The 23,201-nt window shown below is 53.0% G+C and carries 15 protein-coding genes and 1 tRNA gene; 6 read left to right on the top strand and 10 right to left on the bottom strand.

Annotated features, from left to right (window positions below):
• Nucleotides 1-347 precede the first annotated feature (347 nt).
• The 7 genes from panB to IKB43_02470 form a co-directional block, all read right to left on the bottom strand.
• A complete protein-coding gene (panB, locus tag IKB43_02500) occupies nucleotides 348-1,097 on the bottom strand; it encodes a 3-methyl-2-oxobutanoate hydroxymethyltransferase (GenBank protein MBR2469013.1) in 750 nt (249 codons plus the stop codon).
• Complete coding sequence (recO, locus tag IKB43_02495) at nucleotides 1,076-1,816, bottom strand: DNA repair protein RecO (GenBank protein ID MBR2469012.1); 741 nt, start codon at nucleotides 1,814-1,816, stop codon at nucleotides 1,076-1,078. Before recO ends, panB begins: the two co-directional genes overlap by 22 nt.
• 80 nt (nucleotides 1,817-1,896) lie before the next feature.
• On the bottom strand, nucleotides 1,897-2,253 hold the full coding sequence (locus tag IKB43_02490; protein MBR2469011.1) for a histidine triad nucleotide-binding protein: 357 nt from the start codon (nucleotides 2,251-2,253) through the stop codon (nucleotides 1,897-1,899).
• A gap of 564 nt (nucleotides 2,254-2,817) precedes the next feature.
• Nucleotides 2,818-2,902: transfer RNA gene (locus IKB43_02485), tRNA-Ser, on the bottom strand.
• A gap of 100 nt (nucleotides 2,903-3,002) precedes the next feature.
• Nucleotides 3,003-5,009, bottom strand: coding sequence for a cellulase family glycosylhydrolase (locus tag IKB43_02480; protein MBR2469010.1), 2,007 nt, complete (start codon nucleotides 5,007-5,009; stop codon nucleotides 3,003-3,005).
• Between the two features lie 21 nt (nucleotides 5,010-5,030).
• The gene (locus IKB43_02475; protein ID MBR2469009.1) at nucleotides 5,031-6,773 is read right to left on the bottom strand and encodes a hypothetical protein; all 1,743 of its coding nucleotides are present in this window, start codon (nucleotides 6,771-6,773) and stop codon (nucleotides 5,031-5,033) included.
• 70 nt (nucleotides 6,774-6,843) lie between these two features.
• On the bottom strand, nucleotides 6,844-7,848 hold the full coding sequence (locus IKB43_02470) for an aldose 1-epimerase (GenBank protein ID MBR2469008.1): 1,005 nt from the start codon (nucleotides 7,846-7,848) through the stop codon (nucleotides 6,844-6,846).
• Nucleotides 7,849-8,113: 265 nt separating this feature from the next.
• On the opposite strand from IKB43_02470, the gene mnmE reads away from it, so the two are divergent.
• Both mnmE and IKB43_02460 read left to right on the top strand, forming a co-directional pair.
• Nucleotides 8,114-9,472: a tRNA uridine-5-carboxymethylaminomethyl(34) synthesis GTPase MnmE gene (gene mnmE / locus IKB43_02465; protein MBR2469007.1), complete on the top strand. Its 1,359-nt coding sequence runs from the start codon at nucleotides 8,114-8,116 to the stop codon at nucleotides 9,470-9,472.
• Between the two features lie 52 nt (nucleotides 9,473-9,524).
• The gene (locus tag IKB43_02460; GenBank protein ID MBR2469006.1) at nucleotides 9,525-10,328 is read left to right on the top strand and encodes a sugar transporter; all 804 of its coding nucleotides are present in this window, start codon (nucleotides 9,525-9,527) and stop codon (nucleotides 10,326-10,328) included.
• 22 nt (nucleotides 10,329-10,350) lie between these two features.
• On the opposite strand, the gene IKB43_02455 is transcribed toward IKB43_02460, so the two are convergent.
• Complete coding sequence (locus tag IKB43_02455; GenBank protein MBR2469005.1) at nucleotides 10,351-11,253, bottom strand: hypothetical protein; 903 nt, start codon at nucleotides 11,251-11,253, stop codon at nucleotides 10,351-10,353.
• Between the two features lie 202 nt (nucleotides 11,254-11,455).
• Between IKB43_02455 and IKB43_02450 the strand changes: the two genes are divergently transcribed.
• Together IKB43_02450 and IKB43_02445 are read left to right on the top strand one after the other, a co-directional pair.
• On the top strand, nucleotides 11,456-12,268 hold the full coding sequence (locus IKB43_02450) for a hypothetical protein (protein MBR2469004.1): 813 nt from the start codon (nucleotides 11,456-11,458) through the stop codon (nucleotides 12,266-12,268).
• A gap of 249 nt (nucleotides 12,269-12,517) precedes the next feature.
• Entirely contained in the window at nucleotides 12,518-13,003 is a 486-nt protein-coding gene (locus IKB43_02445; GenBank protein MBR2469003.1) for a hypothetical protein, read from the top strand.
• Here the strand turns inward: IKB43_02445 and IKB43_02440 are convergent.
• Together IKB43_02440 and IKB43_02435 are read right to left on the bottom strand one after the other, a co-directional pair.
• Complete coding sequence (locus IKB43_02440) at nucleotides 12,995-14,380, bottom strand: MATE family efflux transporter (protein MBR2469002.1); 1,386 nt, start codon at nucleotides 14,378-14,380, stop codon at nucleotides 12,995-12,997. The two genes, IKB43_02445 and IKB43_02440, sit on opposite strands and share 9 nt — an antisense overlap.
• Before the next feature lie 122 nt (nucleotides 14,381-14,502).
• Nucleotides 14,503-15,390, bottom strand: a complete 888-nt coding sequence (locus tag IKB43_02435; protein MBR2469001.1) for a diguanylate cyclase — start codon at nucleotides 15,388-15,390, stop codon at nucleotides 14,503-14,505.
• A gap of 228 nt (nucleotides 15,391-15,618) precedes the next feature.
• Between IKB43_02435 and IKB43_02430 the strand changes: the two genes are divergently transcribed.
• Both IKB43_02430 and IKB43_02425 read left to right on the top strand, forming a co-directional pair.
• Nucleotides 15,619-21,390, top strand: coding sequence for a T9SS type A sorting domain-containing protein (locus tag IKB43_02430; protein ID MBR2469000.1), 5,772 nt, complete (start codon nucleotides 15,619-15,621; stop codon nucleotides 21,388-21,390).
• 97 nt (nucleotides 21,391-21,487) lie between these two features.
• Entirely contained in the window at nucleotides 21,488-23,149 is a 1,662-nt protein-coding gene (locus IKB43_02425; GenBank protein MBR2468999.1) for an SLC13/DASS family transporter, read from the top strand.
• Nucleotides 23,150-23,201: the final 52 nt, after the last annotated feature.

The following is a 23,201-nucleotide window of genomic DNA, read 5'->3' as shown; positions in this document are numbered from 1 at the left end:
TTTCAAAAAGGTATTGACAAGGAAAAAATCTGTCATTATACGCGTGCGACCCCTGTTTGTTACTTTGTCTGTGAAAACAGGTCGTTTTTTGATTTCATAACTTAATGATAATCAAAGTTTTGATAAAAGTTTTTGATAAGAGTGTTTTTGTTTTGTTGTCTGAAAAATTTTTCATTTTGAGACATCGCGAAGAGATTTTTGTCGCGAAAAATTTTTGAATTTTTTTTGAAAAATTTTTTTTCGGAACGTGGAAATTCGTCTGTCGAAAAACAAAAAAACGTCCGTCGAGAGTCTCGCCGGACGCAAAAAAAGTTTATCTACAAGAGAAAAATTTCTTGCAGCTGGAATTATAGCGCGGGATTTTTCACGCTGTCGATGTATTTCTTGAATCCTTCTACGCCAAGGTCGAACATGTTCACGAACTTGGTGGCGAAGGGCGGAATCTTTTTCTGGTGCATGCCCAGGGCGTCGTGCATCACCAGCACCTGGCCGTCGGTATAGCGCCCGCCGCCGATGCCGATAGTCACGGCCTTCACCTCCCGGGTGATTTTTGTGCCCAGTTCTTCGGGAATGTGCTCCAGCACCATCTCGAAACAGCCCAGGTTATCCACAAAGCGGGCGGCCTGTTCGATGGCGCGGGCCTCTTCTTCCGTCTTTCCCTTCTGCTTGAAGTTTTCCGCCGTCTGGGGGAGCAGTCCCAGGTGGGCGCACACGGGAATGTCGTGACCGCAGAGGAATTCCAGCACACCCTGGGGAGTTCCTTCCAGCTTGACGCTGGCAGCACCCAGGTCCAGAAACCGGCGGGCATTGTCGTAGGCGGTCTGGGGATCCTTGTCGCTCATGTAGGGCATGTCGGCTACCACGTGGGTGTTTGGGGCACCCCGGCACACCGCTCCCACGAAGATGAGCATTTCGGTCATGCCCACGTCGCGGGTGGTCTTGTAGCCCAGCATGGTGTTGGCGAGGCTGTCGCCCACCAGAATCTGGTCGATGCCTGCGGCCTCCGCCATCTGGGCGAAGGCGTAGTCGTAGGCGGTGACCATGGAAATTTTTTCACCCTTGGCTTTCTTTTCGGTTATGTCTTTGGGGTTGAGCATAGTTTTCGAATCTCCTGTAGCCATTGGAGGGAATGAATCTCCTTCAAGAAGCCGATGTGGTTCCTAAGATAGGAAATTAAGGCGTTCTCGGTATATTGGAAATCTTGAAAGGGCAAGTTCCTGTGGAGTGCCCAGAATCCGTCCAGGGTTTCTTTCTTGGCGCGGGGGGAGGCGACTCCCAGGCAGTCCTTGCACAGGAACGTCCCCGATTCCGGAGAAAAATCCGCCGCCGGTTCCGTCAGGGGCTTTTCGCAGCGTCCGCAGGCGCCAAGTTCCAGATGGTAGCCCCACATTTCGCAGGTGGCAAGGAGCCAGCGGGCGAAAGCGCCGTCGGCAAGGCCCTTGCTGTCCAGTTCCGCAAGCGATGCTTCCAGATGCTGGAATTCCTCGTCCAGGGGCACGCCCTGGGGGGCGTAACGCAGGATCATTTCCGCCATCACCTGGGCCTGCGCCAGGTGCAGCAGGTCGCCCCGCATGGATTCGTGCCAGCGGAGAAGCGTGGCCTCCTTGACGAATTGCAGTTCGGCATTCGGGTTGTGCTTGAACACCACCTCCGCAAGAGCGAGCGGGTCCAGGGCGCCCCTGAAAGGCGACTCCTTCCGCTTTCCGCCCTTCACGATGAAGGACACGATCCCACATTCCTCCGTCAGGGCCTTCACGATCCAGCTGGAATCGCTGTAGGGGTAACGGTGGAGGACTATGGATTTTGTTTTTTGCATGAAAAGCAGGTATGGAGTTATTAGTTACTAGTTTCTAGTTACTAGGATTTGGCTAGTAACTCAGAACTTAGAACTAGTAACTAGACAACCGGGAACGGAGGCCAGCCGAACTTCTGTCCGCCCACCACGTGCAGGTGGATGTGGAAAACGGTCTGACCCGCATCTTCCTTGCAGTTGAACACGAAACGGGCGCCGGACTCTTCGAGTCCCAGGTCCTTGGCGATTTGCTGGCCGCGGTAGAGCAGCTTGCCCACCAGTTCGGCGTCTTCGGGCTTCATGTCCATGAGGGAGGCGATATGGCGCTTGGGGACCACCAGAAAGTGGACGGGGGCCTGGGGTGCCACGTCGTAGAAGGCGAACACGTCGTCGTCTTCGTAGATTTTCTTGGAAGGGATTTCTCCCTTGATGATTTTACAGAAAAGGCAGTTTTCGCTCATAGTGTACATTAATATAGTAAAGGGGAGGGCGCTCCCCTCGCTACTGCTGTATGTCATCCCCGCGGAGGCGGGGATCTCCATACATCATTCGCTACCCCTTCTCCTAGGGGCTCCGCCCCTAAGACCCCGTCGTCATCCTGAGTGCGAAGCCGATAAACGAAACTTGGAAACTTGTTTCCTTAGTTGAGTTATGCCCTTTGGGTAAGAATCTAGGGCGGTTCGTTCCTGGATGCCTCGCAGGCTCGGCATGACGATGGTGGACGAATAGGAGGACGCCGAACGGTCGTCGTGAGCAACAAGCCCCCAGTATTAACTGGGGGCGGTTGCGAAAGTGAGGCGTGTCCGGAGGGACAGTACCAAATGAGGACGCCGAACGGTCGTTAAAAGAGGGGTGGGATCACTCAGTCATTTCATTCCTTCGTGCCCCTCCGGGTTTTGGCTTCGCCAAAATCCTTGACTGCGCAAGTTCACTTCGTTCACGCGCAGTCAATCGAACCCTCGACCAGGGTTCGAACATCTACCCATGAAAAAATAAAGGACCCGCAGGGGGTCCTTTATTTTTTCAGGAGAGAGAGGGGTTCGAACCCTCGGTCCTGTGACAGACTCCGGTTTTCGAGACCGGCCCAATCGACCACTCTGGCATCTCTCCGAGGTTTGGGCCAATATAGCAAAAACCCGAGGTATTTTCAACCCAAAGAAAAATCCCCGCAACTTTGGTTGCAGGGATTCCTTTTGAAAAAATTCAGGCCTTACTTGATGACAATCCGCTTCGTTGCAGAAAGTCCGGCACCCTTGGCCCGCACCAGGTACGACCCGCGGGCCATGCCCGAAAGACTAAACTGGTGGGTCCCGGCAGAGAGGGCACCCTTGTAGAGGCTAGCCACACGGTTCCCCTGCAGGTCGAACACGTCCAGCGAAACGTTTCCGGAACGTGCCGTCGTGAAGGAGAGGCTGCTGCCTTGGAATGTCAGTCTTGCCCCCAAGCTCTGGCTAGGAGCGTGATACACATAGCTGGGCTTTTGTGAAGGAGTCCCGTCAAAATAGGTCTCCACCTTGGTAATGGTCGCTGTCTCCGGCGTGAACGTGTCAAACTCGGTATCGAAATCATTGATTACGATGCTATTGTCGACCTTCACGTTATCGATGAGCACTTCACCGCTGAACTTGTCTGTGGTAAGCTTGATGATAACCTGGAAAAGGTTACCCAAGTTAGAGGAGATAGAGTAATCGTCTTCCCAATAGGCAAACTTATTTATGGGGAATGTGCAGGTGGCTGTTGCCCCGGCCTTCACGTCGCAGTAACTATTGGCGTTATACCATCCCCAAGCTTGGTGGGCATCCTTGTCGTTGGTCTTTAGGGCCATCGTGTACTGCAGGTCACTTGTGGCGTTATTCTTGACCGTAAAGGTAATCGCCGTCGCAGACGATAGGTTTTGCGTAAAGTTGTAGGTGAGGTTAGCACCTTCTTTTGCATCGGTGTTGCTGTAGGTCACCTTCATCCAGCCGTTCTGTCCGGAAGCAGACGAGGCAAAGTCCTTCAGTTTAACCTTTGAAGAGTCCAGATTGTAAATCTTGGTTAATGCGGATGCTGAATTTTCCAAGCTCCAGGTAACAGGGCCATAGAATGAGTTGCTTTGCTCTTCATGCAGAGTCCAACCCAGGGCTCCAGAATACCCATTCTTAAACGCATAGGTATAGGCGCTGTCGATGGTGATGGCCCTGGAGCCAGCAGGATCGCTAGACAGGTTTCCGCCGGAGGAGATGTTGTCCCAGCTTGCGCCCGGGAGTTCTCCAACCACCATGGGCTTGTCTAGCTGAAAATAGCTGTAAGGATGATGGAAAGGACTTGCGTCGTTAGTGTTCCATTCGGGGTAGTAATGGACCTGATAGAAGTCGAGAGTTCCCTTGGAATACTTGTTGTTTCCCGAAGCGAGCAGTCTTGTGTCAGTGTAGTAGTTAGTACCGCACTGGTCGCTGGTCATGGAGAATCGGGCACTTCCATTACTTACTAGGTTGCTGGGGGCTTCGGTATGGATGGCGTCGGCAACCATGTTGATGACCCTCTGAATGTAAGATATGTCAACAAGAGTCGTTCCCCAGCCATTTCCGAAATTTTCCGTGCTGGTCATTCCTTCGGGTTCGTTGATCACTTCCCAGGAAAGCAGAGCCGGATGGTCCTTGAATTTTTTGACAAGAGGGAGAACAGCCTTGTCAATAAAAGCTCGGGTTGCGACGGTATCTTCCAAGATAAGCCTATTGGCTTTGAAATTGAACCGGCTCCCCCAGGAGACATCGGCGGAATAGGATTCCTTCATCATATCAAAGGAAAGCAGGCACAGGTCCACCACGATTCCATATTCTTCGGCAATGTCCAGCACCATTTGAACATTGTCTATGGTCTGGGTTTCTATTCCCGTAGCGTAGTTTGTTGTGGCATCAAAGGTGGGATCCATAGAATTGTTGGTATATAGCCACCAACGGATAGAATTGCCTCCGGCATCCCTTAAATCCTTTAGGTCCTTGCGAACGGAATTCTCGTCTAATTTCTGAATTTTTCCGTTGGCATCCTTGCCCACGTCCTGACCAAAATGCCACCAGGCGACATTCATACCATTCAGGAAAATTTCTTTGCCGTTGTAACAGAGCTTGCTCTTGTCGCTGGAGCAAACACTCATCTTGTAACCGTCGCCGTTAGCGGCTCCTGCATAGGTTGCCGCTAATAGTCCGAAGGCCATTGTGATGATCTTAAAGTCCATATCCCAATCCTCTCTTTTTTGTTAATTTCCGTTTCCTACAACCTTGGCCTCTACGAGTTGGCCCTGTTCTATGGTTATTTTCTGCTGGCTGTCAAAATTATTGATTACGGTTGCACCGTCAACGGTCACGGCATCGTAATAGACCGTTCCGTTGAAACCTTCGGCAAATACTTCCAGGTACACTTTGGAAATATTGCTCATAAAGGCGGTGTAGTCGTCCCCTTCTAGAACCTTCTGGTCTTTGGCGGTGGTGGAAAGATCTATTTCGCAAGGCATGGACTTGCCGGCGTCAATCCAGCAACCGTCGGGCTGAGCCCAGGCCCAGTCGGGGGCTCCCGTCAGGAATGCCACCGTGAACCAGATGCCAGACAACTTGTTGGTGTTGTTCACGTTCATGGTGATTTTCTTGGCGGAGGACAGGTCGGGGACGCTGCCCTCCAAAATGACGATGTTTCCCTTGGCTGTGTCGCCGCTGCCTGCGGAGAACTTAACCTGTAACCATCCGTTGGTGGCGATGTCGTCGGGGAGCACTTCTTCCACTTTTCTTGCAGTATCCAATTCGGCCAGTTTGTAACCCGCTTCGCAATCTGCTACAGGGGTATTGGACATAGTGTACTTGTCCCAGCCGGGCATGTCTTCGAGGCTGATGGTACAGGGGCTGTCCATATTCGCCTTCCATACGGCGTCCACGGTCTGGTCCAGGAAGTTGCCGTTCCAAGTTTGGTACCAGGGCATCCACCAGGACCACACGCTCTTTTCAGAAGCCATTACAGACATATCGGGAATAGGACCGTTTTCGGAAATGGCCAGCATCTTGTCTGTTCCGTAGTTTGCGGCCAATTCGCTGTGAGCTGCAGTGAACTTGGAAGAATAGTCCCACGCCTCGTAGATATCCAAGCTTATGACATCGTACTTGCCTGCGCCTGGATTCCAGTCGGTGTCCTTGGCATATTCCGGATTCCACACCCAGATGAGGTTCTTGACTCCCTTGACTCCAACCATCTCGTCATAGACCAAATTGTAGAGTGCCTGGAATGCGGCTCCACCCTTGGTGCCCCACCAGAACCACTTGCCGCTGGCTTCGTGAAGCGGGCGGAATATGGCGGCAACACCGGATTCCTGGAGGGTTAGGAACATATCGGCAATTTCGTCAATGTCACTGACCAGTTGCTTGTAGGTTTCTGATTCCTTGTTCCAGGTGCAATTAGCCGTACAGGCAGGGTCGGCAAAGCCTTGAGTGAAATCAAAATCGGTGTATTCCTTGGAGTTTCCAGATTGGGTATAAAAAGCGTCAATCTTATCACTAGGGTCCTTCCAGTGCCAGGTGAACGCGGGAATGCCACCCTGGTTCCACAGGTCCTTTGCCGCATCCAAGGCCATCTGAGTATATTCCTTGTACCAGGCGTCGCTTGCCTTTAGACCGGTGGCAAAAAGAAAATCAAATCCCACCAGTGCCGGGTACTTGCCGGTGCGCTCTTTAAAAGCAACCACGTCAGGAAGGTCTTTGACCTTGGAGGAACTGACATCTCCGGTCATAAAACCGGAAACCGTTTTCTTGCCGTAATTCAAGGAAAGAAAATTGTAAAGCTTCTGGGCGCTTTCCGTTGCACCATCGGTAACAGGTTTCGAGTATTCACCTGCAGAGTCAGAAGATTCCGGTTCTTCGGAAGACTTTGTGCTAGAGGAATCGTCTCCGCAGGCAGTGAAGAGACTTGCCGCAAGAAGAACGGGGATGCAAAAGGTAAAGGCTTTTTTGAAATTCATAGTACACTCCTTAACTTTCCCAAAATAAGAAATTATGGGTGACTGCGAGAAAAATTAAGATATAAGTATCTTATTTCTTTTGGAACTTGGCCCCGAATGTAAATTTTCGTGAATCTTCGGGAGGGATTTCTATCAGCCCGCGGTGGTGGTTCAGGGCGTCGGGCTCCGATGTCATGGGCTCGATGGCGATGCTTGCCCGGGTAGGAGGCGTGTAAATCTGGATGGCGTTGTATTGCCCTTGACCGGCCTGTTGCCAGATGTCCAGTTTGCCTGCGCTCCCTTCCAAAAACACGTGGGCCTGGGTTTGGGATTGTGCCGTCGCACTTGAAAAATCGCCTCCCAGGCAGAAGCAGTCGTTGATGAACTCGTCACCGATGGCGCGGCCGCCCACGAAGCGGGTGTCGTCCTTGAAGTTCCCGGTGGGAAGGTCCGCCTGGTCCAGAAGGGCAAGCTTGCTTTCGGGGAGCGTCATCTTCAGGCTATCTACCTTTTCGCCCAGGCTGTAGTAGGGGTGCCAGCCTTCGGAATAGGGCATGAGGGCCTTTCCGATGTTCTGCACAGAGGCTTCTACGGTGTAGGATTCTCCTGTAAAAGTTACTTTGTTTGTAACCTTGAAAGGGAAGGGAAATCCGGCGAAGGCGCCCGGCCAGTCGCAGGTGAAAACGGCGGTGCAACTTTCGGAGTCGTTCTCGAAACTTTCGAATTTCCATTCCTTGTTCTGCAAAAAGCCGTGGAGGGCATGGGGCGCCCAACTCACGTTGTTTATAAGGGCGTAGGTGTTGCCATTCCAGGTGAACTTGGCGTAGGCGGTGCGGCCCGGGAAGGGGGCGAGTCTGCAACCCGCATTGGTGTCGGGGCCCATCTTGTAGATGTCATCGCCTTTCCGGTAACCGAAGAGAAGGTCCAGTTTGTCGGAACCGGTGACGCCCGCGCCGTTTTTTGCGACGGGTATGCGCCAGGCGTTAAGGCCTCCGCCGTAACCGCTCAGAATTTCCAGTTCGGCGCCGTCATCGCGCTGTAAAACGTAACATTGGATAGTGCCGAGAGGGCGAGAAATCAGTTTGAAGTTGCTCATGAGAGGGAAGATAGAAAAAAGGCGAGGGTTAGGAGTCGTGAGTCGTGAGTTATGAGTCGTGGGTTGTGAGTTATGAGGTATGAGGTGTGTGGTATGAAATATGAGGCACGAGCCTCAAAGGGAGCCTTTGGCGACCGAGCTCACACCTCAAAGCGAAGCGACCTCAAACCCCTAACCCCTAGATCCTATCCCCTAAATCCTAACCTCTAGATCCTAACCCCCAATACCTACAACCTCTCAAACTTTTAATACTATATTTAATTGCATGGATTCCCGGACCATTGTCGCACCCATGACTCCCGCAGGCGTTAGCGCCGTGGCGGCCATCCGCGTAAGCGGCCCCCAGGTGCGTGACGTAGTTCTGGCCCTGTTCGGCGAAAGGGCTGTGGCCCGACTGGAAAGCCACAAGGCCCGTCTTGGAACTGCCCGGGACCCTAAAACCGGCGAAACCGTCGATAGCCTGCTTTACCTGTTTTTCGAAGGACCCAATTCCTATACCGGCGAAGACACGCTGGAACTTTACCCTCACGGAAACCCGCTGATCGTGCGGGAGCTGATTCAGGCCATCCGCAAGGTGCAAGGCGTTCGTCTGGCAGAACCTGGTGAATTTACCCGCAGGGCCTTTCTGAACGGCAAGATGGACCTGGTCCAGGCGGAATCCGTGGCCGACGTGATCCACAGCGCGAACCGAGCGGAACTGAAAAACGCCCACCGCCTTCTTTCGGGAACGCTCTCGAAAAAGATTCAGGAACTGAACGAACAGGTGAAGGATATGTCCGCCCGGCTGGAGCTGGACGTGGACTTTGCCGAAGAGGAGGCCGACCCGGATTACGATTCCTGGCGCAAGAGGATTGTGGCCATCGGCGAAAAGATTTCGGAAATCCTCCAGAGTTTCCGCGGCAAGGAAAACCTGAGCCGCCTCCCGCTGGTAGTGCTCTACGGAGCCCCCAACGCGGGCAAGTCCAGCCTGGTAAACGCCCTCCTGGGCGAAGACCGCATTCTCGTGAGCAGCGTCCCCGGCACCACTCGGGACTTCGTGGAGGTCCGGCTGTTTTTGCCCGGCGGGGAAATCCGTCTGGTGGATACCGCAGGCATTGCCGACCGGGCCACCGACGAGCTGGACGCCCTCAGCATGGAAAAGAGCCGTGAAATCCTGAAAGAGGCGGACCTGAAGATTCACGTGGTGGACGGGACAGAGGCTGGATGGCGGGTCGAGCCCGCCATGACGAAGGATGAGTCCGACATGACCGTCATTACCAAGAAGGACCGGCTGGATTCCGCCGGACCATCTTGTGACCAGAATCCAACGCCCTACAACCTACTAGTCTCCTCCAAGACCGGTGAGGGTCTGGCCGAGCTCAGGCAAAAGATGGACGCCGCCCTGTTTACCGAAGGTCGCAGCCCCGAAGACATCTGGATTACCAGCGAGCGGGAACGGGCCTGCCTCGCCGAGGCCTTCGAAGGGGTGAAACGGGCCCTGGACCTGCTCCAGAAACAGCCCGCTGTAGAACTTCTCGCCTTTGAGATGCAGCTGGTGCGCCGCTCCCTCCAGAGCGTGGTGGGCGAAATTTCTTCTGAAGATATTTTACAATCTATTTTCGCGGGGTTCTGCATTGGAAAGTAGCACTCTCAGCCTTATCGGCGTCTTTATCGGGATTTTCGCTTTCGGAACCTACATGGTCCCGCTGAAAAAGTATCCCGCCTACTCCTCCTGGTCCTATCTGGCGTTCATGTCCATCGGGGCGCTCATCTGTTCTGTGGGCATCACCTGCGTTACGGGGCAGTTCAACTTTCACCCCGTAGGCATCGGTTGCGGTCTCCTCTGGGTGCTGGGCGGTGCGCTGTGTTTCTGGGCGGTGCAGGCTGAAGCGGACCTGGCAGGGACTGGCCTACGGTCCATGAGCGTGAGCATTTTGCTTTCGTTCTTTAGCGGGGTGGTCATTTTCCAGGAAAAGACCCTGCTGTACTATTCCATCCCGGCTATCGCCTGCATGATTATCGGCATCTGGATTCCTGCCAGCAAGACAAAGTCCATCTGGAAAAACTGGCGCTCCCTCTTGTCGGGAGCGGTGTTCGGCACCTACCTGATTCCCTTCAAGTTCAGCGGCATGGGCGACATGGAATTCCTGTTCCCCTTCTCCTTCGGAGTCTGCATCGGAAGCCTCGTGCTGGTGGGCCTGGTGACATTTCGCCGCCGCAAGGACATCAGGCATTCAAACATTGTGCCCACCCTCCTTTCCATGGCGTCGGGCGTCATGTGGATGTTCGGTACCCTGGCCATTTTTTGGACTATTGCCGACGACGGCATGTTCGGCTACGCGGTAGGTTACCCGCTTTTGCAGTTGAACCTGGTGGTAAACCAGTTATGGGGAGTTTTCGTGTTCGGCGAATACGCCTCCCGCGGAGGCCGCATCAAGCTTGCCATGTCCACGGTGGTCATCTTGATTGGAGCGGTCCTTTTGACCCTCTCCAAGATGTAGTGAATTGGGTAAAGGAACTGCCCTAGATGGCGGCGATTTCCTGGTTGATTTCTTCGGCGCCCTTGATGTCTTCGTTGTAGATGGCGTTCACCTTCTTGCATCCCAGTTCCAAAAGCCTGCGGGCTCCTTGGTTGTCGCTTTGCCTGCGCAGTTCCCTGATGGCACCGTCGATAAGCTTGATGTCGCGCTGTTCGGGATAGTTTTTCATGAACTTGTAGAACAGGGCAATCTGGTTTTCGTAGTCGCTGTCGGTTTCGCAGGCCAGCAAGAAAGGCACCACCCTGGTATTCAGCAGGTTGTTCAGGTCGCCCACGAAGGTATTGAGGCTCGCCCCTTCGGGGAACAGTTCTTCAGTTTCCCGCTGGATGTCGTCGTTGTCCATAATCTCGCCGTTTTCGAACTGGGAAAGCATCTCGTTCAGCAGGTTGATTTCTTCGACCTTGGCCTGTTCGCGGTAACGGGCCTGGTAAAAGACGGGCAGCGTGGTCAGGCAAAAGTGGGCCTGGTTCATGCCGATGAACTCGCCAATGTAATACACGTCGGCGTCTTCGTTCAGGATATCTTCTTCGCTGGCGAAATTGCAGATGCGGGCAGGAATGGGGATGACTTCCATGTTGGCCAGTTCGTGGAGGCGCTCCCGCAGGGAATCCACGTCCATATCTTCGGGCAGTTCCACGCCGTCTTCTTCCATGGATTCCAGCAGGTTGTCGATCTTTGAATCTACGGCCTTGTTGATGGCCCTGCGGTTTGGCATCTTGGGCTGCTGGCGGAAATCCCCTTCCAGGGCGAAAAGTCCGTTTTTCACCATGTCGTCAAAAGGCGTGCCGCTCCGCTCCGCATCGGGGGAGGGCAAGATCTTGGCGTAGGCAATCATGCGCCCGCACAGGCGTTGGTCGTTTCCTTTTTTCTGTTCGATTCCCAGCATGACCACAATATAGCAAATAGTGGTGAGTTGTGAGTAGTGAGTGGAATGATTGATCCAAAGGGGAAAGCCTTCCCCTGATTGCTGTTTCTCCAGGCATTGCGTGAAACAATGTTGGTGAGCCTGTCGAACCATCCATCACCCCTTCGCCTAAGGGCCCTGCCCTTAAAAACCCGATGTCAGGACATTTTCTATTATTGGCCTTATGGAACAGGAAAGTTGGCAAAAGATTCTCGAACTGTGCAACAGGCTCTCCACTGTCACCTACGAGAACCTTACGAAGATTATCCGCCTGGAATCGGCGGGTTCTGCCACTCGTGCCCGCAACCTGGATGACAGTTTCCAAAATGATGTAGATTCCTGGATGGGTGGCGGCACCTGCTTCAGCATGACCTGGCTCCTGTATCAGGCCTTTACCGACATGGGGCTTTCGCCCCGTCTGGTCATGGGCCACAAACGCAAAGAAAAAAACATCCACTGCGCCCTGGTTTTGCCGGAGGTCTCTTTCGCACCTCAAAGCCAGCCAAAGGCTGGCGACCTCATACCCCATACCTCGTACCTCTTTGACCCCGGTTACCTCATCTTCGATCCGCTCCCTTTGCCTGCACCTCAACCGTTCGGTTCCGGCGAGGCGTTTTTTCCGCTGGTCCCCAACTGCGTAAAGTTGGTGCGGCCTGCCGCCGATGCCCTGGAACTCTGGACCGGCGGTGCGGGCGGCCCCATGAAGCTTCGTTTCGAGTATCCGCTGGAAGGTGTTTCCGTCGAAGAATTCAAGCAGCACTGGTCCGAAAGTTTCTACCGGGAGATGATGACCTATCCAGTGCTCAACCGCCTGGACCGGGAACGGGGAGTGCAGTATTACTACCAGAAAGGGAACCTGGTCATCCGCGACAAGGACGGCTCCCGTATGGAACGCATTCCCGAAGAACTCCGTGTGGAAAAGCTCAGCGAGATTTTCCACATTTCGCCGGACTTAGTTGACCGCGCCCTCGGAATCTTAAGAAAAGAACATTCTTGAAACCTTCTTAATATTATCTCTCGCCAGAAGTATTTGCGATTCTTTCCATAAATAAAGTATCGCAGAAAGTGAGGTGTAATTTTAATTTTAGAATAAAAACATACAGAATGAGAGTAAAAGCGTCGGCCAAGGATGGGGAGGGTGCAGGGAGGGGCCCGTGCGGCCTTCGCAACTCCGAGCTGGGGCCCCGCCCGCAAGAAAAAAATTCTTGAAAATATTTATATTTCCCCAAAAAAAGGAACCCGTCTTATGAAAATGCTTTTGATTCTCGTTGTTGCCATGGCCTCTGCCATGTTCGTCGCCTGCGGCCCGTCCAAGCTGGAAATGCAGGAAATGTCTTCTAGCCGCGACATCATCATCGAAGTCCGTCAGGTGCTGAACGACTCCATCAGCCTCATGATAGGCAATACCTTGTATCTGAACAGCAAGCAGGTGATTGGCGACAACTTGTTCCCCCTGTTGGTGAGCACCCGCGACCCGCAAGAAATCGAACGCTTGACCGCAACCGACGTGGTGAACACTCCCGAAGACCTCCTCAAGTACCTGCGATTTACTTCGCCCGACATGGTGAACTTCGGCATCGTCATCGGCGAAACTGCCTACAACGAAATCGGCTTTGACGAAAACCACGTGGTAGAGACCCTGAAGAACATTTTCGTCAAGGTGGACGGCGGCTCCCTGATCCTCTTCCACGAGAAGAACGGCGAACTCACCTCCGCAAAGAAACTATTTTAGCTTCTTCAGTTCGTGCAGCAGCATTCCCATGCCGATGATGGCGGCCCCGGTATCGGCGATGGGCTGGGCCATGAACACCCCCTTCAGTTCAAAGAAATGGGGGAGTACAAGCAGGAAGGGTATCAGCAGTATCACCTGGCGGCAGGCGTTCAGGAACATGGACCTGAGGGCCTTTCCCGTGCCCTGGAAGAAACTTCCCGAAACAAGTCCCAGGGGAATCATGAAGAATGCCGCCCCGAAAATCCGCATGGCCCAGGCGGCGGTCTCCTGCAATTTAAGGTCGTTTGGCGCGAAAGGTGCAACCAGCGCTTCTGCCTGCCACATCATGAGTGCCCAGGCCACAATCATAAATCCGAAGGCGTAGATGAAGGTGAACTTCAGGGTTGCCTTGACTCGTGCGTTCAAGCGGGCACCGTAGTTGTAGCCGATGATGGGTTGGGTGCCGTGGACGAATCCCAATAGCGGGAGCAAAATAAAGGAGGCGATGCTGTTCACGATGCCGAAAGCGGAAATGGCCATGTCCCCGCCGGAAAGGACTCCGGTGTCGTGAAGGCTGATGTTTCCGTAGGTGGTGAGGCTCCAGGCCAAAATGGCGTTCATCAGGCTGTTGCACAGCTGCATCAGTGATGGCGGGATACCCAAGATGATAATCTTTCGCACGTAGGGGAACCGGAGCTTCATGTGGCGCCAGCGGATCTTGATGGGCGTATCCTTTTTCACGAAGAACTGGGTAATGAGGGCGCTGGCGATAAGCTGGGAGGAGATGGTGGCCCAAGCGGCCCCTTCGATTCCCCAGTGGAACTTCATGATAAACAGCCAGTCCAGAATGATATTGGAAACCGCTCCGATGACTTCACGGAACATGGCCGTCTTGGGGTGGCCCATGGAGCGGATAAAGTGGTTCATGCCGGGGGCGATGGTCTGGAAAACCGCCCCGAAAAGCAAGATGCGCATGTAGCTGGAGGCTACCGGCAGGGTCTGTTCGCTGGCCCCGAAAAGTTTCAGGAGCGGCACCATGAAAATTTCGCCCAGGGCGAAGGTGCAGACCGCCATCAGTATGAGCAACGAAAAGGAGTTGTTCAGGATAATGCTAGCTTGTATGTACTTCTTTTGCCCGAGACGGATAGCAAAGAGGGTGTTGCCGCCCACGCCGATCATCATGGACATGGCCATAATAAAGAGGCAAATGGGGAAACATAGGGTGATACCCGCGATACCGAGGCTGCCTACACCCTGGCCCACGAAAAAACGGTCCACTATATTATAGAGGGCGTTCACCAGCATGCTGATGATGGCGGGTACCGAAAACTGCAGCACCAGTTTCGGGATGCTTGCAGTCCCGAAGGAATTGAGGCGCTGGGAGTTCAAAGTGGACATTGCGGCGCCAAATATAGGAAAGTTCCTAGTTACTAGTTAGTAGTTACTAGAGATGTCAATCAAAAAAGTCTAGTAACTAGCCCGATAGGGCGTAACTTAGAACTTAGAACAGCGGAGCGAAGCTACGCTTCGCTCGCCACCTGATTCCGTCCGCCTTCCTTGGCTACGTACAAAAGACGGTCGCATTCCGCGATCAGGTCCTCGATTTTCCCAATATTTTCCCCTTGCTTGCTTGCAAGCCCGAGAGAAATGGTCACGGGGATAATGGTATCCTTCCAGGAGAAACGGTGGCGTTCTACCGCCATACGGAGCCGCTCGGCGCTCTTTTTGGCGTCTTCTACGCCAATTCCGCTGAGCAAGAGCACGAATTCTTCGCCGCCGTAACGGGCCAGCAGGTCCGATTCCCGCTTTTCTTCTTTGAGAATGCGGGCGATTTCTTTCAGAACCATGTCGCCGCACTGGTGGCCCCAGGTGTCGTTCACGTGCTTGAAGTGGTCGGCATCCACCATGATGGCATGCACAAAGAAGTTGTTCCGGCGGGCAAGGGCAAGCTCGCCCAGGCTCCGGTCAAAGAAGTTCCGGCGGTTGGAAATCTTGGTCAGCGGGTCCATGGTGGCCGCCTCGTAGAGTTCCCGGTCAAAGGCCTCTTCGCTGGCATCCTTGAAGTCGATTTTCAGCACGTGCTTGCCCAGCTGCAGGCGGTTGTCGGAATCCAAGACCATCTGGCTCACCGGATTCCCGTCCACGTAGGTGCCGTTGGTGCTGCCCAGGTCCTGGACCGTGACGTTCTTGCCGTCGAAGGTCAGGCTGCAGTGCTTGCGGCTCACCAGTTCGTCGTCCAGGCGGATGTCGGCATCGGCACCGCGACCAAGGATAACCGTGCCTTTTTCCAAGGCAATCTGCTTGAATTGAGTCTGGGGGTACAGGATTATCAGGTGGGGGTGTAACTCCATGACCCTAAAAGGGATAGTGTTGCCTGGGGTGACGATGGTCTGGTCCAAATCCTGCATATTTTCTCCAATGACACGTTTAATATAGTAAAAGAGGGGTTAGGCTCTAGGGGATAGGGGTTAGGATTTGAGGGCTTGGAAATCACTAATCTCTAAATCCTAGTCTCTAGCCCCTAAAATGTGATTTTCGGCAACATGTGACCTAAATCGCAAAGGAGAATCTTTTAAATATGTTATTTTTATGGGAAATGATAGGGGGAAGACCGCTTCCCCCGGAGAGAGGTATTTATGGAACGTAGATTGAACCTGGCCAGCTTGATGGGCCTTGCTTTGCTACTTCTGGCAACTACAGCTACCGCCGCAAACACCGGTTCGGTGTCGGGGATGAAGTTTTGTATTAAGGTAGGGAATATGGATTATACTTACCTAGCCTTGTCCCAGCAGCCTAGCAGTTATACTCCGACAACGGAGCCTTCTACGGATGGTGGCCCGGATATTGAAGAAACCTGCTTTGATTTGTGGTACGATGAAACTAAGTCCCATACGCAAGAGGCGATGGTAGACGCCTATTCTTATTTGACGTCCTTTATATCTAGAGCACATGGTGGACTTGAATTGCTTACGGATATCGACTTTGGTGGGGTCAATAGCGATGGCTCCTGCGCCATTACTTTTAGGCCTTTGCCCAATGACAATGGCAATGGATTCTATGGAAATGGCCATACCATCAAGAACCTTTGCCTCAAGCTTGATAGCATACCGGATGATTACGAAGCGGATCTTGGCACCACTGAAATCGGTATAGGATTCTTTTCCAAGTTGAATAGCGGAAACGTAGCCGAGGTGAATTTTGAGAATGTGAACATTGAAGTCAACAACGATGCCGCTGGAAGGCTTGTGGTGGCGGGTACGGCTGTTGGCATCGTGACTGGTGGTGGAAATCAAATCCGTGATGTTACCATGAAGAATGTGAAGATTACGGCAGCCCAGGCAGGTGGTCTGGTTGGTATGGTTAGGGGAGAAGGGGTTTCCTTCAAAAATATTACTGGGAAGAATGTGGAACTTTATGCCAGCGATGAATCTGCCCCCTATTCTGTTGACAAACTTTGGTACGAACAAAATTCGGAAGTGGATATGAGTGTCTTCCTTGGCGGCCTGGTAGGTAAGCTAGAGAATGGCGGAACTATCGTCAATGTTGGTATTAGCGATTTGAATGTCCATTCAGATGCCGACACAATCTATTTGATACCTCAACTTGATGAAGATCCTCTTGAGCCAACTTTACTGAATCAGTATCTTGGTGGCATTGTCGGGCGCGCAGCGCCAGCAATGTACCAGACGGCAGCACCTGTCAACATTGTCAACACCTACACCGTGGGTGATATTTCCATGCCCGATACCACGTACAACGGGGCGTGTAAAATCGGGTTTTTGGCCGGTGAACTGGCTCTCCCCAATACCAGCAGCTCCGTTGTAGGCAACAACTACCACTATGGCAAAGATGACTATCTAGCGAAAGATATGGCCGGTTATATGACTGTGAGCGAAGAAGATATAACGGACCAGTGGACGAATTTGAACTTTGGCAATAGCTACACTCACAGTTACCGCAACACTATCGGTGAAAGTATCCCGGAGGATGATGGCGTTTTTGCGGCCGCTTATATGCAGACGGACGAATTTGCGTACAGCCTGAGTAATGCTGCTCACATTGCTCCACCGGATATGCATTCTACTCTGCAAGATAATTTTGGAACGTTGGATTGGTCCCGCAAGGACGATGTCAATGGCGGATTTCCCGTATTTGCAACAGGAACGCTTCATCCTATTTGCCGAATTGAATTTTCTGCGAATAGCGAATATTACCAGAACGCCTCTGCTTCTGACAAGGAAAAATGGACTTCTGATGTAGAGGAAACTCAGGATGGTATTCGCTTGTACCTCTATACCGACTATACGGGAAAACTCCACAATAGTTCATGGATGACTACGGCCGCCCAGATAGCAGGCGAGAACTACCGCTGGACTTATTACGATAACGGAAGGGCGTTGGTGTTTCAGCCAAAGTCTTCGGCCGTGTTTGATTCGGATAGGTACTTTACACTCACGGAAAAGAAATCGGTGACGGTGATGCATGGGTTTGTTGAATCCACCGATGGAGATGTGTTCTACACTTTGGACGAGTATTCCTCCTCTCTTGGTGAGGACGTCTACTTTATGGGAACCCCAGCGGCGACCATTTCCAGCGACAGTGCTTGGACTAGGGTGCCTTATCTGGCCTCTTATAATCCGGATGAAAGAACGTACCAGTATTACGGGTTCCAATTCGCCAGGAAGGTTTGCCGTAAAGACGGCAATGTGACTTATTGTGATTACGAATATGTGCAGACTGATGGAACAGGCAAATTCTACGCCGATGCCCTCTCGGAGTTTTCTAACGGCGATACCCTCTATGTAGTCTATGAATCCGAACCCGTGAATACGGCAGGGGGCTACCTGTTTGTTGGCGACTTGCATGGCAGTAGATTTGATTTGGGCGTTGCCAATGCTCAAATGAAGGCTGTAGATGCAAATGGAGAATCGCTTTTGTTCGGGGCTCCCGATTATCTGGAGGTGGAAACGTCAACTTCCAGTGCAATTGAGTCTATTCTTAGAAATGCCTTTAATGAACAGAACACTTCTACGAAATCCATGCCCTTCTCACCCTATCTTGTTGCAGACTATCCTCCCGATTTATGGAACGATGTGAACGGAACTCTAGCCCTGGTAATCGTGGGAGCTTCCTCAAATGATGGCGCAACAGAACTTTATACACTCATGGGGAGCGCTCTTTCGCAGCTAGCATCAAACAATCTAGATCACCCCTTCCTCAAGGATACGGTGAAGGCTTTGGAATCCCCGGTGGAAATCCGTGCCAAGATGGATGAGCAGGTCAATTCCGATAACGATTTGGTTTACGCCCGCTATGTGTGGTTGGACAAGGATGGCAACATTGACTTGACGAACTTGTTTGCTGCGGTAGAATCTCTACGGCAATATGAGTATGATTACCCGATTTATGTGGGATTCTTGCCGCAAACCGCCGAAATTCGGTATCACGTAACCTTTGATGTCAATTATGAAACCAATACTGACTATAATCCGCTCTTTATAGCGACTACCTGGAACGGTAAAACCGAACTTGGTGCTACCTATACCAGTGAAAATCAGTATGACCAATTTGTCCCATCCGGTCAATGGTATGCTTTCCGGACGGACGCTTGTTTTGTGGGAGAGTTTTCTCCGGATCAGTACCCAGATTACGATGACGGAATCTACGTGTCCAGTTTCGGCATGATTGAAGAATTGCTTAGTAACGAAGAAGAGCAGCGCATTCCCTACACGACCAATAAAGACGGCTCCAAGTCAATGAAATTGTATGCGCAATGGGAATACGATGTGGCTTCTTGTTCAGATTATGCAGGCTATCGTATTCGCGAAGAACAGGAATTGGTCTGGAACAACTATGTCGTCAAGGACAATTCCGAACTAGGGAACATCGTCTTGCAACAGGTGTGGATGGGCGATACCCTGAGGCATAAGTCTGTACAGCAAGATGTGGGCGTGACGGGAATCCTGGTGCCTTACGCCGATACCAACAAATTTGTCTTCGAGGTTTTTGCCGATGGATATGCTGGCTATGAATTGGATGGAGACATTACTTTCACCAAGGCTTCCTTTGATGGAGGGACCCCGGAGACAAAAAAACTCAAGGAAGGCGACCTGTTGACAATCGATCCGTGGGAGCTTATGTCTTCGAATATGGAATTCTCCGCCAACTACACCTACAAGAAGTTCAATATTGTTTTTGAAACCGGCAAGACCGATGTTCTTTACGGCGAGAATTCTGATTCCGTGGGAACATACAAGCTTAATGCCGAAGATGACGCCATCGATTTGCCTTTCTGGGTCTATACGGCAGACCAATGCGTAGAGGGCTGGACGGTGCACTCCAATATTGAAATTCAAGATGAACCCGTCATGGAAGGGCCCGATGTCAATAGGAACCCTGATTGTAATGGCGAACCTAATTGCGAATATGAAATGCCTGACAATTGGGCAGTGGCTTTCGATGTATTCAATTTTGTGTTGTCAAAGGAGCTGGATTTGCAAGTTGGCAACCGTCAGGAGAAATACCCCCTGTACGCCAAGTGGGTCGATGCCAAGATTTGCGTAGATGAGCTTAGCTACAAGCAGACGAAGTTGACGGAATCTGAGAACGGCTCTGTGGCGTTCAAGGAAATCCGTAAGGATTCCACCGGAAAGGTCGTCGGCACCCAACTGCACAAGTTCGCCAAGGACGGCACCATGCTCTTGCCTTACTATGTGAAGGGTTCGAGCTTTGTGGTCCAGGGCTTGCCTGCAAAGGATTACATACTGGATTCCCTGGTCATGACCTTGGATGGCAAGAAGTATGTGTATCACGAAGGGGATACCCTTGCGGGTAGCATCACCAAGGCTACTTTTGCCGCCTACTTTATGCCGGAAAATCCCACACCCGCCAAGTTCGTCACATCGAAACTGTTGCAGTCCGGTAGCGCTATCCGCTTTGAATTTGCTACCAACGAGTTTGGCGCGAGCGGCGCTTCTGTAAAGATTGTGCTGGAAGACGACGACGGGAAGGCGGTTGCGGATTCCGTGATTCAAATTTCGAAGACGCCTTACGAAGGCTCCTGGGATTACTACCCCCTGCGTGCAGGCACGTACCTGCTGACGGCCACGGTTGCAAACCGCAAGTCCTCCGATGTGTTCGAACAGGATTTCGAGGTGAAGGCCGAAATTGCTTCTGCTGCCGAAGGCGGTTGGCGCATGCTGTCGCTGTCCAACGTGGTTATGGATTCCGTGACCTGGGATGACGATATTCGCTTCTACTGGTGGGACGACACTCGGAACACGGGCGCCTTCTGGCAATACCAGAGGCTGAACCGGGACGACAAGGTGGACAACTTGACGGGTTACTGGTACAGTTCCCTGGAAGGTCGCCCGCTGGTCATGAAAAAGGACATGGCTGCTCCTAAGGACCCCGTGGTCTGGAAGTTGGATAGCGTCTATACCGGCTGGAATATGGTGGCAAACCCCTACGGCTGGTATGTGGACCTTTACGGCGAAAATTCGAACGAGAAGAAATCCGCTACCGAAAAGTCCAGTATTGAATTCTACAGCTGGAACGACAGCCTGGGTGCCTACCAGGAAGTGGATGTGATTGGTCCGTATGAGGCCGTATGGGCGAAGGTCACAGGCCCGAGCCAGTGGAAGCTGCCCTCTAAGCCTGCCTTTGTAGCGACCGTAGACGCAGAGGGCGAGGAGAATGTGGTCGAGCCCCTGAAGAAGACCGTCGAGCTCGCCTCCGGCGGCAAGGGCTGGGCGATTCGTGCCGTGCTTCGCGACGCCAATGGCAAGCGGGACAGCTGGAACTTCATGGGCGTCTCCGAGTCCGGATGGGCCTCCGAAGAGCCGCCTTCCGGCATGGGTGACCATGTGAACCTATCCATCAAGGACGGCAACAAGTCCCTGGCCAAGTCCTTCAAGAAGGCCGCCGGCGACAGCTACGAATGGACAGTCTCTCTGGAAGCCTCTGGCGACCGCACGGGCTACCTGCACTTCGAAGGTGTTGACGCTCTCAGGGCATCGGGCCTCAAGGTGTTCGTGACGGTTGACGGAACCACTACCCAGATGGCCGAGAACGACACCCTGAAGGTTTCCATCGGGAGCATGGCCAAGACGGCGACCGTCCGTGTGGCGCCCTCCGCCCGTACCGTGGTGGCCCAGAAGCTGAACGGGCTCCGTGCCTTCCAGGCGGGTAACTCCCTGCAGGTGGGTTTCCAGGTCTCCGAAAGCCTGGCCGGTGCCAAGGCCTACGTGGAAATTCTCGATATGAAGGGCAAGGTCCTGTCCTCTGTTTCGGGAACGGCCGTGTCCGGCTCCAACGCCCTGACCCTGCAGACCCCCAAGTCCGGACTCTACATGGTCCGTGTCCGCGTAGGCTCTAAGCAGGCCGCCGGTTCTGTCGCCATCAAGTGACGCTCTCTTACATTTGACTTACAAAGTAGCCCCCGCCTAAATCGGGGGCTTTTTTTCATTGCCACCGGGGGCCATAATTTCTACATTTGGGCCCACTATGACAAAGGCTAAATTCATCAAGTTCATCATTGCGTCGATCCTTGCGATTGTCGCCCTCTTCTTGCCCTACGAATCCCTCGGGTTCGATGCCGCAAGCCCCATGGGAATCTTGAATCCCCTCGAAATCCGCGTCATCGGCGTTTTCGTCATGGCCGCCCTTTTCTGGATTCTTCAACCGTTCCCCATTTGGTCCACGTCGGTGCTGGTCATCGTGCTCATGATCGTGACCATGTCCGACTCTTCCCTGACGCCTTTCCGGGTGGACGGCGTGACCATGATCAGCCACAAGTCCATCATGGCCACCTTCGCAAACCCCATCATCATGCTTTTCTTGGGCGGCTTTTTCCTCGCTGCTGCAGCCACCAAGTACAAGATGGACTTGAACCTGGCCCGTGTTCTCCTGAAGCCCTTCGGCAAGAACCCGAAGTTCGTGCTTCTGGGCCTTATGCTCATTACCGCCGTGTTCTCCATGTTCATGAGCAATACCGCCACCGCCGCCATGATGCTTGCCATTCTCGCCCCGGTGCTCAAGCTCTTTGAACCCGATGACCGCGGTAAGGCAGCCTTTGCCCTCGCTATTCCCCTTGGCGCCAACATCGGCGGCATGGGTACTCCTATCGGAACGCCTCCTAACGCTATCGCCCTCGGTGCCCTGAACGACGCCGTGGCCCGTGGCGACCTGGTGGCAAACCCCGTGACATTTGGCCAGTGGATGGCCTTCGGTATCCCCTACGTGATTATCCTCATGGTGGTGGCCTGGATTCTCCTCCTCAAGATTTACCCCATCAAGATGAAGGAGATGGTCCTGAACATCGAAGGGGCCGGCAAGTTTGACACCAGCCCCAAGGCGATTATCGTCTATATTACCTTTGTCCTTTGCGTGATTTTGTGGGTGACCGGTAAGAATGTCCACGGTATCAACGACAACGCCATTGCCATGATTCCTATGGCCGTGTTCGCCCTGACCGGCGTGATTACCAAGAAAGACCTGAATGCCATGAGCTGGGATGTGCTTTGGCTCGTGGCCGGTGGTTTTGCCCTGGGTGTTGGCCTCAACGCTACGGGTCTTGCCGCCCACCTTATCAAGACCATCCCGTTTGCAAGCTGGTCTCCGCTGGCCCTGATGATTGGCTGCGGCATCATCTGCCTCTTCATGGCCAACTTCATGAGCCATACTTCTACGGCCACCCTGCTTGTTCCTATTCTTTGCGCCGTGGGTATTGCCTGCCAGGACAACCTGGTCGGCCTGGGTGGCGTAACCGCTCTTCTCGTGTCTGTGGCCTTTGCAAGCTCTCTCGGCATGAGCCTGCCTATCTCTACGCCGCCTAACGCACTTGCCCACGCCACTGGCTACACCGATACCCGCGGCATGGCCATTACCGGCGTTGTCATGGGTATCCTCGGCCTGGTGGTCTCCTGGATTATGATGATTTTCCTTGCGAAGATTTCCTTCTTCGGGACTCCTGCTCCCAAGGCCGCCGAGGCTGTTCCTGCTGCCCCTGCCGCTGTTGAGAAGGTCGCTGAGCCTGCCGAAGCGGCAGCACCTGCTGTTGATAGTACCGTGGCCGTGCCTGCTGACAGTGCTGCCGACTCTACGGTCGCTGTGAGTGCCGATACCGCTGCCAAGGTTGAAGTGACAGACTCCGCCGCCGCGAAGTAACTTCCAGTTTGCAAAAGAGAATGTTTCGTCCGGGCTTGGCTCCCGGACTTTT

It is taken from the genome of Fibrobacter sp. (genome assembly GCA_017503015.1).
In the GTDB taxonomy this organism is placed as follows: Bacteria; Fibrobacterota; Fibrobacteria; order Fibrobacterales; family Fibrobacteraceae; genus Fibrobacter.
This window is presented reverse-complemented; position numbering and strand designations above follow the sequence as displayed.

Coding starts and splice junctions, on each gene's coding strand:
- IKB43_02430 (MBR2469000.1), top strand. CDS start 15,619: ATGGAACGTAGATTGAACCTGGCCAGCTTGATGGGCCTTGCTTTGCTA.
- IKB43_02445 (MBR2469003.1), top strand. CDS start 12,518: ATGAAAATGCTTTTGATTCTCGTTGTTGCCATGGCCTCTGCCATGTTC.
- IKB43_02490 (MBR2469011.1), bottom strand. CDS start 2,253: ATGAGCGAAAACTGCCTTTTCTGTAAAATCATCAAGGGAGAAATCCCT.
- IKB43_02455 (MBR2469005.1), bottom strand. CDS start 11,253: ATGCTGGGAATCGAACAGAAAAAAGGAAACGACCAACGCCTGTGCGGG.
- IKB43_02440 (MBR2469002.1), bottom strand. CDS start 14,380: ATGTCCACTTTGAACTCCCAGCGCCTCAATTCCTTCGGGACTGCAAGC.
- IKB43_02480 (MBR2469010.1), bottom strand. CDS start 5,009: ATGGACTTTAAGATCATCACAATGGCCTTCGGACTATTAGCGGCAACC.
- IKB43_02460 (MBR2469006.1), top strand. CDS start 9,525: ATGGTCCCGCTGAAAAAGTATCCCGCCTACTCCTCCTGGTCCTATCTG.
- IKB43_02450 (MBR2469004.1), top strand. CDS start 11,456: ATGGAACAGGAAAGTTGGCAAAAGATTCTCGAACTGTGCAACAGGCTC.
- IKB43_02425 (MBR2468999.1), top strand. CDS start 21,488: ATGACAAAGGCTAAATTCATCAAGTTCATCATTGCGTCGATCCTTGCG.
- recO (MBR2469012.1), bottom strand. CDS start 1,816: ATGCAAAAAACAAAATCCATAGTCCTCCACCGTTACCCCTACAGCGAT.
- mnmE (MBR2469007.1), top strand. CDS start 8,114: ATGGATTCCCGGACCATTGTCGCACCCATGACTCCCGCAGGCGTTAGC.
- IKB43_02435 (MBR2469001.1), bottom strand. CDS start 15,390: ATGCAGGATTTGGACCAGACCATCGTCACCCCAGGCAACACTATCCCT.
- IKB43_02470 (MBR2469008.1), bottom strand. CDS start 7,848: ATGAGCAACTTCAAACTGATTTCTCGCCCTCTCGGCACTATCCAATGT.
- IKB43_02475 (MBR2469009.1), bottom strand. CDS start 6,773: ATGAATTTCAAAAAAGCCTTTACCTTTTGCATCCCCGTTCTTCTTGCG.
- panB (MBR2469013.1), bottom strand. CDS start 1,097: ATGCTCAACCCCAAAGACATAACCGAAAAGAAAGCCAAGGGTGAAAAA.